The sequence below is a fragment of the Bradyrhizobium sp. CCGUVB23 genome, from assembly GCF_024199885.1.
Classification (GTDB): domain Bacteria; phylum Pseudomonadota; class Alphaproteobacteria; order Rhizobiales; family Xanthobacteraceae; genus Bradyrhizobium.
The window spans coordinates 7,245,387-7,259,033 of sequence record NZ_JANADQ010000001.1; the positions used below are offsets into that span (position 1 = coordinate 7,245,387).

Here is a 13,647-nt window from a genome sequence, read left to right on the forward strand (position 1 = left end):
TGCCAACTCAGAAAGTCACGTATTTGCAAGCGCTTAAGTGTTCGGGAGGGGTGGGCGGGGAGCGGCAGAAAGGTTCTGTTGACCATGTTTGCCCGGCAGATTTTTCCTAGCGCGGGGGCAATCGAAAGGTTCTGTTAACCATCATTACCGTAGCGTTTGCAGCTGTGAGGAGCGCGTTGCGCGCTGGGGCATTTGTTTCGCGTCACTGGCCGACCAGAGGTTTCGCTCTCTTAAGACCCTTTATAGTGAGCGAGCGCGGCGACCATGGCAGAGAATGAAGCGGAAGGCGGCGCAGCCACTGACGGCACTGAGGCGGCCCCGCCGAAGAACAAGCTCAAGCTCATCATCATCGCCGTCGCCGCGCTGGCCATTCTCGGCGGCGGTGCGGCGACCTGGTTTCTCTTCCTCCGTCATGGCGATGACGAGCACCATGCCGAGGCTGCGCCGCCGCCGAAGCCGCCGGCCTTCGTCGACGTGCCCGACATGATGGTCAACCTCGCCGGCGCGCCCGGCGAGCGCGTGCAATATCTGCGGCTGAAGATCGTGCTCGAACTGAAGGAAGAGAAGCAGATCGAGGCGATCAAGCCGACGATGCCGCGCGTCACCGATATCTTCCAGACGTATGTGCGGGAACTCCGCCCCTCCGACCTCAACGGCTCCGCCGGCATCTTCCGCCTCAAGGAAGAGCTGACCAAGCGCGTCAACGCGGCGGTCGCGCCGATCCAGGTCAGCGCAGTGCTGTTCAAGGAAGTCGTGGTGCAGTGACGGTGCAAGTGAAGGTAATGGGCTAGCGCCATGGCGGGCAACGATCCAGTCGACCAAGATGCCATAGCCGCCCAATGGGAGGCCTCGCTCGATTCCGAGGATCCCGCGGAGGCCGCGAAGGCTGCTGCCGAGAATGAACTATCCGAGACCATGGCCCTGCAATGGGCGGCCATGGTCGAGGACGGCAGCCGCGATCTCGGCAACGGCAAGAACTCAGGCGAGAGGGTGCTGTCGCAGGAGGAAATCGACAATCTCCTCGGCTTCACCGTCGGCGACGTCACGCTCGACGATCATTCCGGCATTCGCGCGATCATCGATTCGGCGATGGTCTCCTACGAGCGTCTGCCGATGCTCGAAATCGTCTTCGACCGCCTGGTGCGGTTGCTGACGACCTCCTTGCGCAATTTCACCTCGGACAACGTCGAAGTCTCGCTCGACCGCATCACCTCGGTGCGTTTCGGCGACTACATGAACTCGATCCCGCTGCCAGCCGTGCTCTCGGTGTTCAAGGCCGAGGAGTGGGAAAACTTCGGCATGGCGGTGGTCGACTCCAGCCTGATCTATTCGATGATCGACGTGCTGCTCGGCGGTCGGCGGGGCGCGAGCCAGCTCCGCATCGAAGGCCGGCCCTACACCACGATCGAGACCGAGCTGGTCAAGCGGCTGGTCGAGGTAGTGCTGGCCGATGCCGAACAGGCATTCCGGCCGCTGTCTCCGGTGACCTTCACGATCGACCGGCTCGAGACCAATCCGCGTTTCGCAGCGATCAGCCGTCCTGCGAACGCCGCGATCCTGGTGCGACTGCGCATCGACATGGAAGATCGTGGCGGCAACATCGAACTATTGCTGCCTTACGCGACCATCGAGCCGATCCGGGGCGTCCTGCTCCAGATGTTCATGGGCGAAAAGTTCGGCCGTGACACGATCTGGGAAGGCCATTTCGCCACCGAGATCGTCCAGGCCGAGATTGCAGTCGATGCCGTGCTCTACGAGGCCGACATTCCGCTCAAGCAGCTGATGCGGCTGAAGGTCGGCGACACGCTGCCGCTGGACATGCGCGCGGATGCCAACGTGACCGTGCGCTGCGGCAGCGTCACGCTGACCGAAGGGCGGATGGGGCGCGTCGGCGACCGCGTCGCGATCCGCGTGACGAAACCCCTGCGCAAGCCAGTTACGACACTTGCGATGTTCGAGAAGGTCGACGAGCAGAACAAGATGATGGAGGCACCATGAACCACTCCTTAGGCATGGCGATCGAGACGCTGGTCGCAATCCTCCTGATGCTGACGATCGGCTACTGCATCCTGCTCAACAAGCGGCTGACGCGGCTGAAGGCGGACGAGCATTCACTGAAAGCCGTCATCGCCGAGCTGATCACCGCGACCGAGATCGCCGAGCGCGCGATCGGCGGGCTGAAGCTCGCTGTCCGCGACGTCAACGAGAATCTCGGCAGCCAGCTCGCGGCCGCAACGCAGATGTCCGACCAGCTCTACCGCCAGCTCGGCGAGGCCGACAACGTGGTGCGGCGCCTCTCCAAGATCGCCATCGCTGCGCGCCCCGTGACGAATCCGGAAGCTGCCGCAGCCCCGGTCGCCAAGCCCTCTGCGGCGAAGGCGGTGGCGGCGGCTGCCGAAGCGTTCTCCGAGCGCAGAAGGTCCAACGGGCTTGCCGCATAAAGTCGCTGTATGAAATCCTTTCGTAACATCCGCGTCATTCCCGTCGTACTGATCGCAGTTGCCGCCCTTGCCACGCTGAAGGTCGCCGGCCTCGTGATCAACGGCGGCTATGTGTTCGACTACCAGCCGAAGACGACCAAGAAATCCTGGGCACAGGAGAACCTCAACTTCCCGACTGGCCGCGAAGATCCCGACATCACCGGCTCGACGCACGGCGCGCCGAAGGAGGCTTCCAAGGAAGATGCGCCGAAACCGGCCGCGCCCGAGACCAAGCCCGAAGGCCAGGTGATCAAGCCGGAAGAATCCCGCGAGCAGACCTCGCCTGCCGAGCGCGCGATTCTGGAGCGCTTGCAGAACCGCCGCCAGGAGCTCGAAGCGCGCCAGCGCGAGATCGACATTCGCGAGAGCCTGCTCAAGGCGGCCGAGAAGCGCATCGAGTCCAAGGTCGAGGAGATGAAGGCGGTGGAATCCCGCATCTCCACCACCGCGGCCGAGCAGAAGGCGGCGGAAGCTCAGCGCCTCAAGGGCCTCGTCACCACGTATGAGAGCATGAAGCCCAAGGACGCCGCGCGGGTGTTCGATCGGCTGGAGATGGGCGTGCTGATCGAGATCGCCACGCAGATCGCGCCGCGCAAGATGTCCGACATCATGGGGCTGATGTCGCCCGAGGCCGCCGAGCGGCTGACGGTCGAGATGGCCCGCCGCGCCGGTGGCGGAGGAGACCGTTCTGCCGATGCGGCCGATCTGCCCAAGATCGAGGGTCGCCCGACGCAAAAGCCGAATTGACCCCGGAGGAGCTTGCCGCTCCACCGCGATGGGGCTGGGGGCTGAGGTTCGCGGTGGAGCGGAGCCGGAGAACCCCAATACTCAAGCGAAGCACCCCGGCGAGGACCATCTGCGCCTGTGATTCGGGCGTGTTGGCGGCCAATCCGAGGCGTTGTTGGTTCGCGCATAGCCGCTCGTTCAGCGCACCACTTCCCCCCGCGATGCCTTCTCTGCAATGCAGCATCGGTCGCTGCGAGAATGGATTAAGACGCCATTAGCTTCTGCGGATCATGCTTCTCAGCATGAGAGTTGCAATGGCTGCACTTGTTGCTCTCCTCGCCCTTCATTACGTGGATGAGCAACTATTCGGCGCCCGGTATACCCGAGGCGCTACCGCGATGCTGTCTCAGATCATGAGGTCGTTCGGCTAGGGCGCGTTCAGACCGGTTGTCTAGTTCGCGACCCGCTGGTGAACCCTGCGATCTCCGATATCGGCAGTCGTCGCATCGAACCACTTCCCGGCGGGAAGCGGGGTGCCGCATCGTTGCTTGATCAGATCCGCCTTCGTGACCCGCGTCACCAGATGCAGAGTGCTATGGCAACAGGCGCACTCGTAGACCTTCAGTGCATATCCTCTGGCGACTGGAACGAGAGCTATGAGTGCTCTTGCCCTGCTGCATATGATGCAATTGGCTTCCCCGCGCATCGATCGAGCCCCCGCCTGATCAATCGAAATCGGATCGTCACGATGCTATCTCATTCTGAGTCGCTCATCGGTTGCAACGTCTCAACGGTTGAGCGGGCGCGCTCGCAAAACCTCACCGCGCAGCCCGTCCTCACTCATGAAGTGAGCGACGAAGAGCCGCATCGCGTTGCAGATGCAATCAGATGGCGCTTCACGTTCTGAACGTGCGATGAGTTGACGCGCGCAAAATGTGAGATGGACGACAGTCGCGCAGCGCAGACTGGGACTAAGCTAGGGCCGTTCGCAAATCAGTGGCGCGGAGAGAGCGATGAACTACTGCTCATCCATAGCGGAACGCGCAATTGAGGCCATCAATCGTTTACTGATCGTGGCGATGACGTCCGCCTGGACATCGACCTTGGATCATCAGCACGCATTGCCGTCCTCTGAGGAAGACGACAGTGACGGTGACGTTTGTTCCCGGCAGCAGAGCTCCTCGGCGCCGGATTGGATCGGCAGGCCACATTGAAGGAGCCTCGCGGCATAGCCGCAGGTTGCGCTTAACACGCGACGTTGTGAGGCGTTGAACGATGCAGTGCCCGGCCTGATTGGGTCAGCGATTTCCGATCCGGGCGCGCCAACGTGCTTCGAAAGTGTCGTAGTCCACGGCCCACGCTTGCGAGTTCAAGGGATTGGCCGGGCTTGCTGCCGCCGCGCCTCTCACGTCCGCTTCCAAAACTGGTCGTGCCGAATTCTGCTTCGACCACTCCAGCTCCGATTTGGGGAGCATAGGCTTACCCTCGTACCAGCATTTCCTTCCATCGATGATGCGATAGGACCACCAGCGGCCCTGCGTCGACGAGGGCATCGCGCTGCTGCATTGTTGCTTCGCCACTGCATCGGGTATCCCGGCTGGCAAAAGCCAGGCCGCGCACGCGGTAAGGGCGATCGATCGGAGCCGGTTCCTCATTGGTCCGCAAAGGAACTGCTTCGCTGCTGTAAACGACTTACAGCGACGACCAGCTCGGGACGTTCGAGAACTTCGATCAGCTTGTCGAGAACACGCTCTGTGCTCTGAGGTCGCGGCTGGAGGTATTCTTCGAGGATCGATTGCGCTTCGCTAATCGCATCAAGTGCCAATTGTTGATCGGTCATCACTTCTTACCCATCCACAAATTCGCCAAGAATAGAGGTGAAAAAGATCAAGTCACTTTTGGGGAATATTCACGTTTTCCTTAGGCCTATGATCAAATTTTGTTTCGATCGGAACCTGAGCCATAGAGCCTACCGGTCGAAATTCTTCACACCATCAGCTCGTGGTGGAAGGCGGTCTGAGCGCTTGCCTCATGAACGGCCGGATTCAGCAGGTCAGCGGAGTCGTGCACGGGTGCAAGCGGTTCAACTGCTTGCACTCTGAGAAGTCCCGTGGGTGCGGTGTTTGCATCGACCGACGAAGGGGTAGGGAGCAGCTCCGTGAGCGCAACAGCGCCCGAGCCTTTGGCATCGGCAATTTCGTCCCTGAAGCGAAAGACCACTTCGGCGCTGAGCGCCGTGAGAAGATGTGAGTCCACGAGCGAGGGGGCAGGATCGGACAATTCGGAATGATCCGCGGCGGACTGAATGGGTGCGATGCCTTGCTCGCTTCTTGCGCCGGAGACCGGATTGGCCACGAACGAAAAAACAAAATGGTCGCTGTTGGCGAGATCGTTGGCATCGAGCGCGCTGATCGTCTCAGGCTTCGATTCAGCCTGACCGGTGTCGTCCGCACTCTTGGCGGCCGTCGTCGGGCTGCTGGAACCGGCCGCGACCACGTCGGTTTGGCTGGCGTCGTGCGTTGAGTCTGGACTGGCTGCCGAGTGGAGTGCCTGGCTGGCGTCGCTTGCGCTCGCCGTGCCGTCTTGTTTCGATGCGCCATCGGTTGGTGGCGGATCCGCTTGCGTTGCGGTGGCCGAGCTGTCGAGGTTCCGGAAGCCTGCGCCGTGGATGGTAATCGTCACCACCTGCGGGGTCCCGTCGATCGTGGTCACCGTGAAAGTATCGGTCAGCGTGTCGCACGCCTTGAGCGCCCGGACCGCGCAGTTGTCCTCGTCGAGCGTGTAGGTCCAAACGCCCGCCGCCGTCATCGTGAAGGTGCCATAGCCGTGCGTGGTGCACTTTGGCGCGCAAACCGCGGTGAACATGTTGGACGGATTGTCGACATCGGTGTCGGTGAGCGTGCCGGTGGCCTTCGGTGCCTCCGGCGTCTTGCAGACGGGTTCGGTTACCGAGCCCGTCGTGGTACCGGAGATGATGGCGGGGTCGTTGGCGCCCTGGATGGTGATCGTCACCACCTGCGGCGTGCCGTCGATCGTGGTCACTGTGAAGGTGTCGGTGAGCTTGTCGCAGACATTGAGCGCCTGCACCGCACTGTTGCTGTTGTCGAGCGTGTAGGTCCAGACGCCCGCTGCCGTCATTGTGAAAGTGCCGTAGCCGCCTGAGCTGGCCTTGGGTGAGCACACTGCGGTGAACGTGTTGGGCGGATTGTCGACGTCAGTATCGGTCAGCGTGCCGGTCGCAGTCGGCATACCCGGCTTGCAGCCGGCGGCCTCGACCACGCATCCGGTTGTCTTGCCGCAGATGATGGCGGGATCGTTGGCGCCATGGATGGTGACCGTCACCACCTGTGGCGTGCCGTCGATCGTGGTCACGGTGAACTTGTCGGTCAAGGTGTCGCCGACATTGAGCGCCTGCACTGCGCACTTGCTGTTGTCGAGCGTGTAGGTCCAGACGCCGGCCGCCGTCATCGTGAAGGTGCCGTAGCTGCCCGCTTCGGGACAGCCGATCGCCACGAAGGTGTTGGGCGTATTGTCGACGTCGGTGTCGGTCAGCGTACCGGTCGCGGTCGGAATTCCCGGCTTGCAGCCGGCTGCCTCGGTCACTGAGCCGGTCGTGTCGCCCGAGATGATCGCGGCATCGTTGGCGCCGTGGATGGTGATCGTCACCATCTGCGGCGTACCGTCGATGGTCGTCACGGTGAAGGTGTCGGTCAATGTGTCGCCGACATTGAGCGCCTGGACCTTGCTGTTGGCGTTGTCGACTGTGTAGGTCCAGAGGCCCGCCGCGGTCACGCTAAACGTGCCGTAGCCCCCCGTGCTGGCCTTCGAACTCACGACCGTGAAGGTGTTGGGCGTATTGTCGACGTCTTTATCGGTCATCGTGCCGGTTGCGGATATGCCAGGCGCCGTATTGGCGACGCCGCCCGCTTCGGTTGACGAGCCGGTCGTGACGCCGGAAATGACGGCGGCGTCATTGACGCCATCGATGTTGATTGTGAAGGTCTGAGCAGTGGTAAGGTTGCCGTCCGACACTGTAATGACGAAATCGTCGGTCGTTGGCGCCGTCAGCGCGTTGATGGCGTCACTGTTCGGTACGAAGGTATAGGCGCCGCTGGCGCTGTTCACATAGAGCGTGCCATAGGGGCTGCCTTTCGACACATCATACGTCACTCCACCCACGACCGTATCGCCGGCGGTCCCGCCGCTGATGCCGAAAAAAAGTGGCGCGTCACTGGTGCTGCTGGCGCTGAACGTTCCGCTGGTCGCAGTGAAGGTGTCAAACACAACCGTATCGAGTTCGACCGGTCCCGACTGAATATTGAACGTCGGCGGCGAATGAAGGATGATGGGATTGTCGGGAACGACGACGGTGCTGGGCAGCACGATCGGAAGCGAATGTAGCTGCGCAGGGCCATCAGACTCGATGAAATTGATTGGCTCCAGCGGCAGCGTCTCCGGGAAGGGAGTCGTGCCCGAGCCCTTTGCCTCGATCTCCTTCGAGAGATTGGCCCACACGTCATGCTCCGCCGCCTGGAGCTCCTCCATGCGAGCCGGAGTATTGACGACCTGGTTGATGCTGACTGAAGACCCGATCTTGTTGAGCACGACCGTCTCGCCGGGATCCTCCACGATGATGTGTCGTGGGATCGCCTCCTTTGTCACAAGCTCGAACGCGCCGTGCTCGACGTCCTTGTACGTGATGCTGTCATTGTCCAGGAACGTGATGTTCGCGTCTGCGGCCTCGGCGCTCTTCAACATCGAGAATATCAATGTTCCGAGCGTCAGCATTCCGAGCCCGCCCGTATGGATCCGACCGCGAATGCTCCCAACTGGGGTGTCGACCGTCAGGGCACCGTTCTTTGCCGACTGGCCGGCAACGAAAGCAAAGGTGCCGTTGGATATCCTGAAATGGGCGGAACCGGAGGTGCCGTCGAGATCGCAGCCGAATTCGCTCACCTCCATGCGAGCGCCGCTGGAGAGGTTGAAGAGGGTGTCGTCAATGAAGCGGATGCCGATCTGCCCGTCGTCGGCAGTCTCGATCACGTCACCAAGGCAGAGTGGATCGCCAACCATGACTTCGGTGGCGACACCGCTCGCGCGCCTGAGGGTGCCGCAACCGATTGCCGTGTGAACGGTGCCGATTATCTTCGGAGGCGGGACCACGGAGGTCACGTCTCCGGCCTCAACGCCGGACGCAACTAACATAGCCTTCGACCTCGTCAGTCGAGGAATTCAGGCTCAGCGCGGCGCCGTTTTTCTTTCGCTCTGGTCTGCCCTCGCCACGAGGTCAACAAATCATGGCGCCGGCAGCCCGAGGCTCGCCCGCCGAAATCCTGATCGAGATGACCCAAGTCGATTCAAGAAAGAGACGCGTTCAGCGCGAGGCCGCCGTGAACTACTTTCGTACCGCTGAGTATCCGGCCCCTTCCATCGAAGCGATCTGCTCTTCCAAATAAGAGGTATTGCAATTTCGCGGTATTCCGAACCTGCGGAACAAAAATATGCCGCCGGGGTGGATTTAACAACAATTAAATTATACTATTTGCCGTCCTACTCGCGAATTTTGAAAGATCGTAGAGGACTGGGGCGAAGATCTTCTCGACGAAGGGGGAGGTCATGCGTGCATATTCGATATTCGGATTGGTGGCCGCCTTTGTTCTGACGCTCGCCGGTTTCTTGCCCGATGCTGCGCGCGCGCAAGTCGATTCCGCCAAGCCCGTCCTTCAGAACTTTTCATCGAAGCCAATTGGCAAGGTCGTAACCGCCGCGGGCTCGGTCACGATCGAGCACGCGAACGCGGTCGTCGTTCAGGCCAACGTGCCCCCCCAAGCCAATCAGACGAAAGCCGGCGATCTCGTCTATCTGGGGGACGTGGTACAGACGGGGGATGACGGTCGGGTTGGCATCAACTTTACCGATGGCAGCTCGTTCAATCTGTCGAGCAACGCGCACATGACCTTGGACGAGTACGTCTACGACCCGAACGGAAAGTCCAATTCGACTTTCTTCAGCCTCGCCAAAGGGACGTTCACCTTCGTTGCCGGCAAAGTCGCGAAAACTGGTGACATGAAGGTCGACACCCCGGCCGCAACAATGGGCATCCGAGGCACCACGCCGCATGTCGAGATATCCGACAACGGGTCGGTGAAATTCTCTACCCTCATCGAAGAGGGCAAGAGCAAGAGCAAGGTGACAAAGAAATCCGCCGCGTCCACCGGGCCATCCGAACAGAAAGCCGACCGCAAGCTCAACTTGAACATCTGCCGACGGTGCTAGAAGCCTTTCACCAGGGATGGAAGTTTCCTCAGTCCGTGATCGGGATTCCCGATATGAAGCCGAGTGCGACAGGAACCATCACCGGCGGCGTGGCGTCCGGTCTCATCCTGCTATTGCTCGAGCTGCCGGCGGTGGCGCAGGCGCCGAAGCAGGAAGGGGGTTATCTCAAGACGATCGAGCTGTGCAACAGCGTCGGGCGCGCCTCGCTCGAAGCGCGAATTGATGGTTGCACCGCGTTCATCGACGCGCACCCAGGCGCGACGAAGGCCTTGGCCATCGCACATAATAACCGTGGCAACGCTTATGCCGAAACGGGACACTATGACCGAGCCATCCACGATTTCGATCAATCGATCGAGCTCAACCCGGGCTATACCAAGGCCTTCAACAACCGCGGTGTGGCCCAACTGATGAAAGGCGAATACGACCTCGCGATCGCGTCATTGGATGAGGCCATCAAGCTCAATCCCAACTACGGCGAGGCCTTCGCGAACCGTGCAGAGGCCAACCTGCGAAAGAACGCGTACGATCGTGCGGCGCAAGATTACGACGCGGCCATTCGCTTGCGGCCAGATATGGCTGGCGCGTGGAGCGGACGCTGTTGGGCCCACACAATGCAGGGCGCTCTACAGGCTGCGCTCGAAGACTGTAACAAGGCGCTGCAATCGGGATCGGGCAATGCGGCAACGTACGATTCACGTGCTCTGGTCCTCCTGAAAATGGGCCAGCTCGCCGCCTCCATCGATGACTACAACTCGGTGCTGCGGCTCGAGCCGAAGCTTGCGAGCGCGCTTTATGGGCGCGGGCTCGCCCGGCTCAAACAAGGCGACAAGGCTGGCGGTGACGCCGATATCGTGGCGGCACAGACAATTCAGCCCAGGATCGGCGACGATTTCGTGCGCTACGGGCTGCGGTAGTTGCTGAGGCCCGCATTCGCAAACATGGACTGCGACTGTCGAGGTATCAAAATCCGGTATTCAGGCGGGTTCGGTGGTGCTTAGATTTCACCTACGTCATGACGTGACGGGCGCTGGCTTACGGACTCCGCCCGCCGCTTTGGAATAGCAATGCCCTTGAGGCCCGCCTCCAACTCTTGAAGCCTTCCGTTCTTCCCCACACTCGGGGGCGGGCCTTTGTCTTTCAGCAGGCCGTGGGTCGCGAACCATGACCCGAACATACGGAAGTCATCGTCCGGTTCAGTTCAGGCGAATGGCGGACTTCACTGGGCCTGGTCCTCACGGACCGCCCGGTTGCCGGCGGATGTCTTCCAGCAGGCGGCGCATCGCCTCGATCTGTTTGCCGAAGCCTGCCCAATCGCCGGATTTCAACCGCTCCATTGCCTGATCGTAGTGCGCGAGCGCCTCCTGCGCTCGTGCCGCCGTTGCTCCTTCACTGGGCAACTCCGCGGTCCCACCCGGCGCTGTCGTTGCGGGCCCGCCGTTCGCGAAGAGCGCCGACAAAGCTTCCTCAAGCGTTTCCTTCATGACGACGTGCTCGCCATAGGCGGCAATCACCCGTTTCAGTTCCGGCAAATGCCCTTGCTCGGCCCGCAGATAGAGTGGCGACACGTAGAGGATTGAATTCTCGATTGGGATCACGAGCAGGTTTCCCCTGATTACCCGCGATCCCATCTGGTTCCATAGCGAGATCTGCTGGGAGATCTCCGTGTTCTGATGAATGCGCGCCTCGATCTGGAACGGTCCGTAGACCAGCTTCTCCTTGGGAAATTCGTACACGATCAGCTTGCCATAGCCGGGCTCGTCGCAGCGCGCAGCCAGCCATGCGATCATGTTGTCGCGGCGGCTCGGTACCATCGGGATCATCAGAAAGAACTCGGCTTGAGCTTCGCCGGGCAGCCGCATGATGATGTAGTAGGGCGCCATCGCCGTCGTGCCGTCCATCGAAGAGATGCCGTCGCCGGCCGGCTGGCGCGGGAATTGCCAGAGGTCCTCGCGGTTGTAGAAAACATCGGCAGATTCCATGTGATAGGTTTGGAAAAGCCGAGCCTGGATGAGGAAGAGGTCCTCGGGATAGCGAATGTGCCTTTGCAGATCGGGAGGCATCGCCGTGAACGGCTTGAAGAGAGCCGGGAAAATTCGACGATAGGTCGCGGCGATCGGGTCCGCCTGGTCCATCAGATAGAAGTCGACAGTGCCGTTATAGGCATCGATGATTACCTTCACTGAATTTCTGATGTAGTTGAGATTGAGGCCGGACGCGCGCTGCGCATAGGGAAAATATTCGCTGGTCGTGTAGGCGTCCTGAATCCAGAACATCCGGCCCTCGCTGACGACGAGGTAGGGATCGCGATCCAGAACCAGGAACGGGGCGATCGTGCCGACTCGCTCCTGGATCTTGCGCCGGATCATGATCCGGCTGCCGTTGCCGATGTAGTCAGAAAGAAACAGGTTCACGTCATTGAAATAGTGAGCGAAGATCAGTCGCCGCACCATGCTCGACAGCGGGACGCCGCCGGCGCCGTCATAGGACGCGTAGACGTTGTCCTTTCCCTTGGGATAATCGAACTCCGGCACGGTCGCCTTGACGATGACGTAGTCCTCGGTCTGCTGCCCGTAGTAGATGCGCGGCTCGCGAATGTCGGGACCTCCCTGAGCAACCGGAGGAACATCGTGCAGGTAGAGGAGCGGAAGCCCTTCGCTGCTCTTCTGGGTGACCGGGCTCAGCACCGCACCATTGCCATGGGTGAACAGGATGTGGCGGTTGACCCAGGTCTGCGCGTTGGGCGGCAGCAACTCGGAATTCAGCTCGCGGGCCGAGAGGATCACGCTCTGGTAGGTGCCGCCGAGCCAGTAGCGGTCGACATCGAGGTTGCGCAGCTTGTAGTAGGTGCGGATCTCCTGCAATTGCGCGTAAGTGTCGGCCAATGGTTGCCAGTCCCACAGCCTTATATTCGCGATCGTGGCCTTGTTGGCCTCGAGCGTGTTGAAGGTCAGCGTCTGTTCCGCAGGGAACGGCTTCGGTGAGATCCGATTGAGATTGTAGGCCTCCCGGGTCAGCGTGATGTTGCGTTCGATATAGGGACGCTCCCAGTCCAGCTCGTTTGGCCTGACGTAGAAGCGCTGAAAGACTGCCGGGATGATGCCCGATAGCAGGAATGCGGCGCTGAAGAGCAGCGCAATCGCGGCGGTGGGGAGGCGGTAGGTGCGCACCCACAGGTTCGCCCATGCGGCCAAGGCGGCGACGATCGACAGCGCGATCAGGATCCAAAGCACCGGCAATTCGACGTTGACGTCGGTATAGCCTGCGCCGACCACCACGCCGTTGTCGCCGAACAGCAGGTGGTAGCGGTCGAGCCCGTAGGACCACGCCTTCACGGCGAAGAAAAGCCCAAGCAGTGCCGAACCGTGGGAGATCGCCGCCGGCGACATTCGCTGAGCCCGGTCCTCGATGTCGCCATGCACCCAATAGACAAACCCGGCAAACAGCGCGCTCATGACGAGCGTCAGCATTGCCCAGTTCTTGACGGCGACAAAGGCGGGCAGGGAGAAGAGGTAGAAACCGATGTCCTTGCCGTACAAGGGATCGTTGCTGCCGTACGGCACTTGATAGATGAACCGGAGCAGCGTGCTCCAGTTGCCGACCTCGCCCCAGGCGACAAGCAAGGCGACGAGGCAGCTACTGGCGGCGATCACGCCACGCCACGGCAGTCGCTCGCGCAGGAATTCAAGCGGATCGGGCTGAGCCGCAGCGGCTCCAACTGTTGGGACAAAGGCCGCTGGCAACCGGGTTCGCCGCCCGGCGAGACCAAGAGCAATCCGCGCGTTCACCCACAATACGGTGGCAGTCGCTGCGAAAACGACGAGGAAGCCAGCAGTTTTGGCGCCGATCGTGATCCAGAAGACCTGCCTGTAGCCGATCGAGGCGAACCACATCCAGTCGACCAGGACGTCGCTTACGAGAGCGAGCAGGATCAGACCAATGACGATGGCGATGGCCGCGATAATGAACCCTGCCGCAGCACTGCGCCGCGGCGCCTTCTGGCCGGGTCCGGCGATCCCGATCGTCATGTCCGCACTATAGCAGAACGGCAGCCGGGGCGGCGCTCCGTGGACGTGCGACCGATGGCGCTACTTCCCACCGCCGGGGGCCCTCGACTGGCCGTTTCGGGAACGCTGGTGCGGCGCAGCGAGCGCCGGTCAAATCA

General features: G+C 61.3%; 9 protein-coding genes. 6 read left to right on the forward strand and 3 right to left on the reverse strand.

Features of this window, described 5'->3' with window-relative positions; all coding sequences use genetic code 11:
• Positions 1-264 precede the first annotated feature (264 nt).
• From fliL to NLN62_RS33515, 4 genes are read left to right on the forward strand one after another with little or no spacing between them, the layout of a single operon-like run.
• Entirely contained in the window at positions 265-765 is a 501-nt protein-coding gene (gene fliL, locus NLN62_RS33500; RefSeq protein ID WP_027526322.1) for a flagellar basal body-associated protein FliL, read from the forward strand.
• 30 nt (positions 766-795) lie between these two features.
• Complete coding sequence (gene fliM / locus NLN62_RS33505; RefSeq protein ID WP_027526321.1) at positions 796-1,998, forward strand: flagellar motor switch protein FliM; 1,203 nt, start codon at positions 796-798, stop codon at positions 1,996-1,998.
• Positions 1,995-2,441, forward strand: a complete 447-nt coding sequence (locus tag NLN62_RS33510) for a DUF6468 domain-containing protein (RefSeq protein WP_027526320.1) — start codon at positions 1,995-1,997, stop codon at positions 2,439-2,441. Before fliM ends, NLN62_RS33510 begins: the two co-directional genes overlap by 4 nt.
• A 9-nt stretch (positions 2,442-2,450) precedes the next feature.
• Positions 2,451-3,227 (forward strand): MotE family protein, encoded by a 777-nt coding sequence (locus NLN62_RS33515; protein WP_027526319.1) that lies wholly within the window; start codon positions 2,451-2,453, stop codon positions 3,225-3,227.
• A 1,630-nt stretch (positions 3,228-4,857) separates the two neighbouring features.
• Here NLN62_RS33515 and NLN62_RS33520 read toward each other — a convergent pair.
• A complete protein-coding gene (locus NLN62_RS33520; protein WP_027526317.1) occupies positions 4,858-5,046 on the reverse strand; it encodes a hypothetical protein in 189 nt (62 codons plus the stop codon).
• Between the two features lie 146 nt (positions 5,047-5,192).
• Positions 5,193-8,378 carry a VCBS domain-containing protein gene (locus NLN62_RS33525; RefSeq protein WP_254111659.1) on the reverse strand — a complete coding sequence of 1,062 codons (3,186 nt, stop codon included), beginning with the start codon at positions 8,376-8,378 and terminating at the stop codon, positions 5,193-5,195.
• 444 nt (positions 8,379-8,822) lie between these two features.
• On the opposite strand from NLN62_RS33525, the gene NLN62_RS33530 reads away from it, so the two are divergent.
• Together NLN62_RS33530 and NLN62_RS33535 are read left to right on the forward strand one after the other, a co-directional pair.
• Positions 8,823-9,482 carry a FecR domain-containing protein gene (locus NLN62_RS33530; protein ID WP_027526316.1) on the forward strand — a complete coding sequence of 220 codons (660 nt, stop codon included), beginning with the start codon at positions 8,823-8,825 and terminating at the stop codon, positions 9,480-9,482.
• 113 nt (positions 9,483-9,595) lie between these two features.
• The gene (locus tag NLN62_RS33535; protein WP_254111660.1) at positions 9,596-10,399 is read left to right on the forward strand and encodes a tetratricopeptide repeat protein; all 804 of its coding nucleotides are present in this window, start codon (positions 9,596-9,598) and stop codon (positions 10,397-10,399) included.
• 318 nt (positions 10,400-10,717) lie between these two features.
• Here NLN62_RS33535 and NLN62_RS33540 read toward each other — a convergent pair whose 3' ends face one another.
• The gene (locus NLN62_RS33540) at positions 10,718-13,510 is read right to left on the reverse strand and encodes a UPF0182 family protein (RefSeq protein ID WP_254111661.1); all 2,793 of its coding nucleotides are present in this window, start codon (positions 13,508-13,510) and stop codon (positions 10,718-10,720) included.
• Positions 13,511-13,647: the final 137 nt, after the last annotated feature.

Bases quoted from the DNA above. Each gene is read 5' to 3' on its own strand.
- fliL (WP_027526322.1), top strand. From the start codon at position 265: ATGGCAGAGAATGAAGCGGAAGGCGGCGCAGCCACTGACGGCACTGAG.
- fliM (WP_027526321.1), top strand. From the start codon at position 796: ATGGCGGGCAACGATCCAGTCGACCAAGATGCCATAGCCGCCCAATGG.
- NLN62_RS33510 (WP_027526320.1), top strand. From the start codon at position 1,995: ATGAACCACTCCTTAGGCATGGCGATCGAGACGCTGGTCGCAATCCTC.
- NLN62_RS33515 (WP_027526319.1), top strand. From the start codon at position 2,451: ATGAAATCCTTTCGTAACATCCGCGTCATTCCCGTCGTACTGATCGCA.
- NLN62_RS33520 (WP_027526317.1), bottom strand. From the start codon at position 5,046: ATGACCGATCAACAATTGGCACTTGATGCGATTAGCGAAGCGCAATCG.
- NLN62_RS33530 (WP_027526316.1), top strand. From the start codon at position 8,823: ATGCGTGCATATTCGATATTCGGATTGGTGGCCGCCTTTGTTCTGACG.
- NLN62_RS33540 (WP_254111661.1), bottom strand. From the start codon at position 13,510: ATGACGATCGGGATCGCCGGACCCGGCCAGAAGGCGCCGCGGCGCAGT.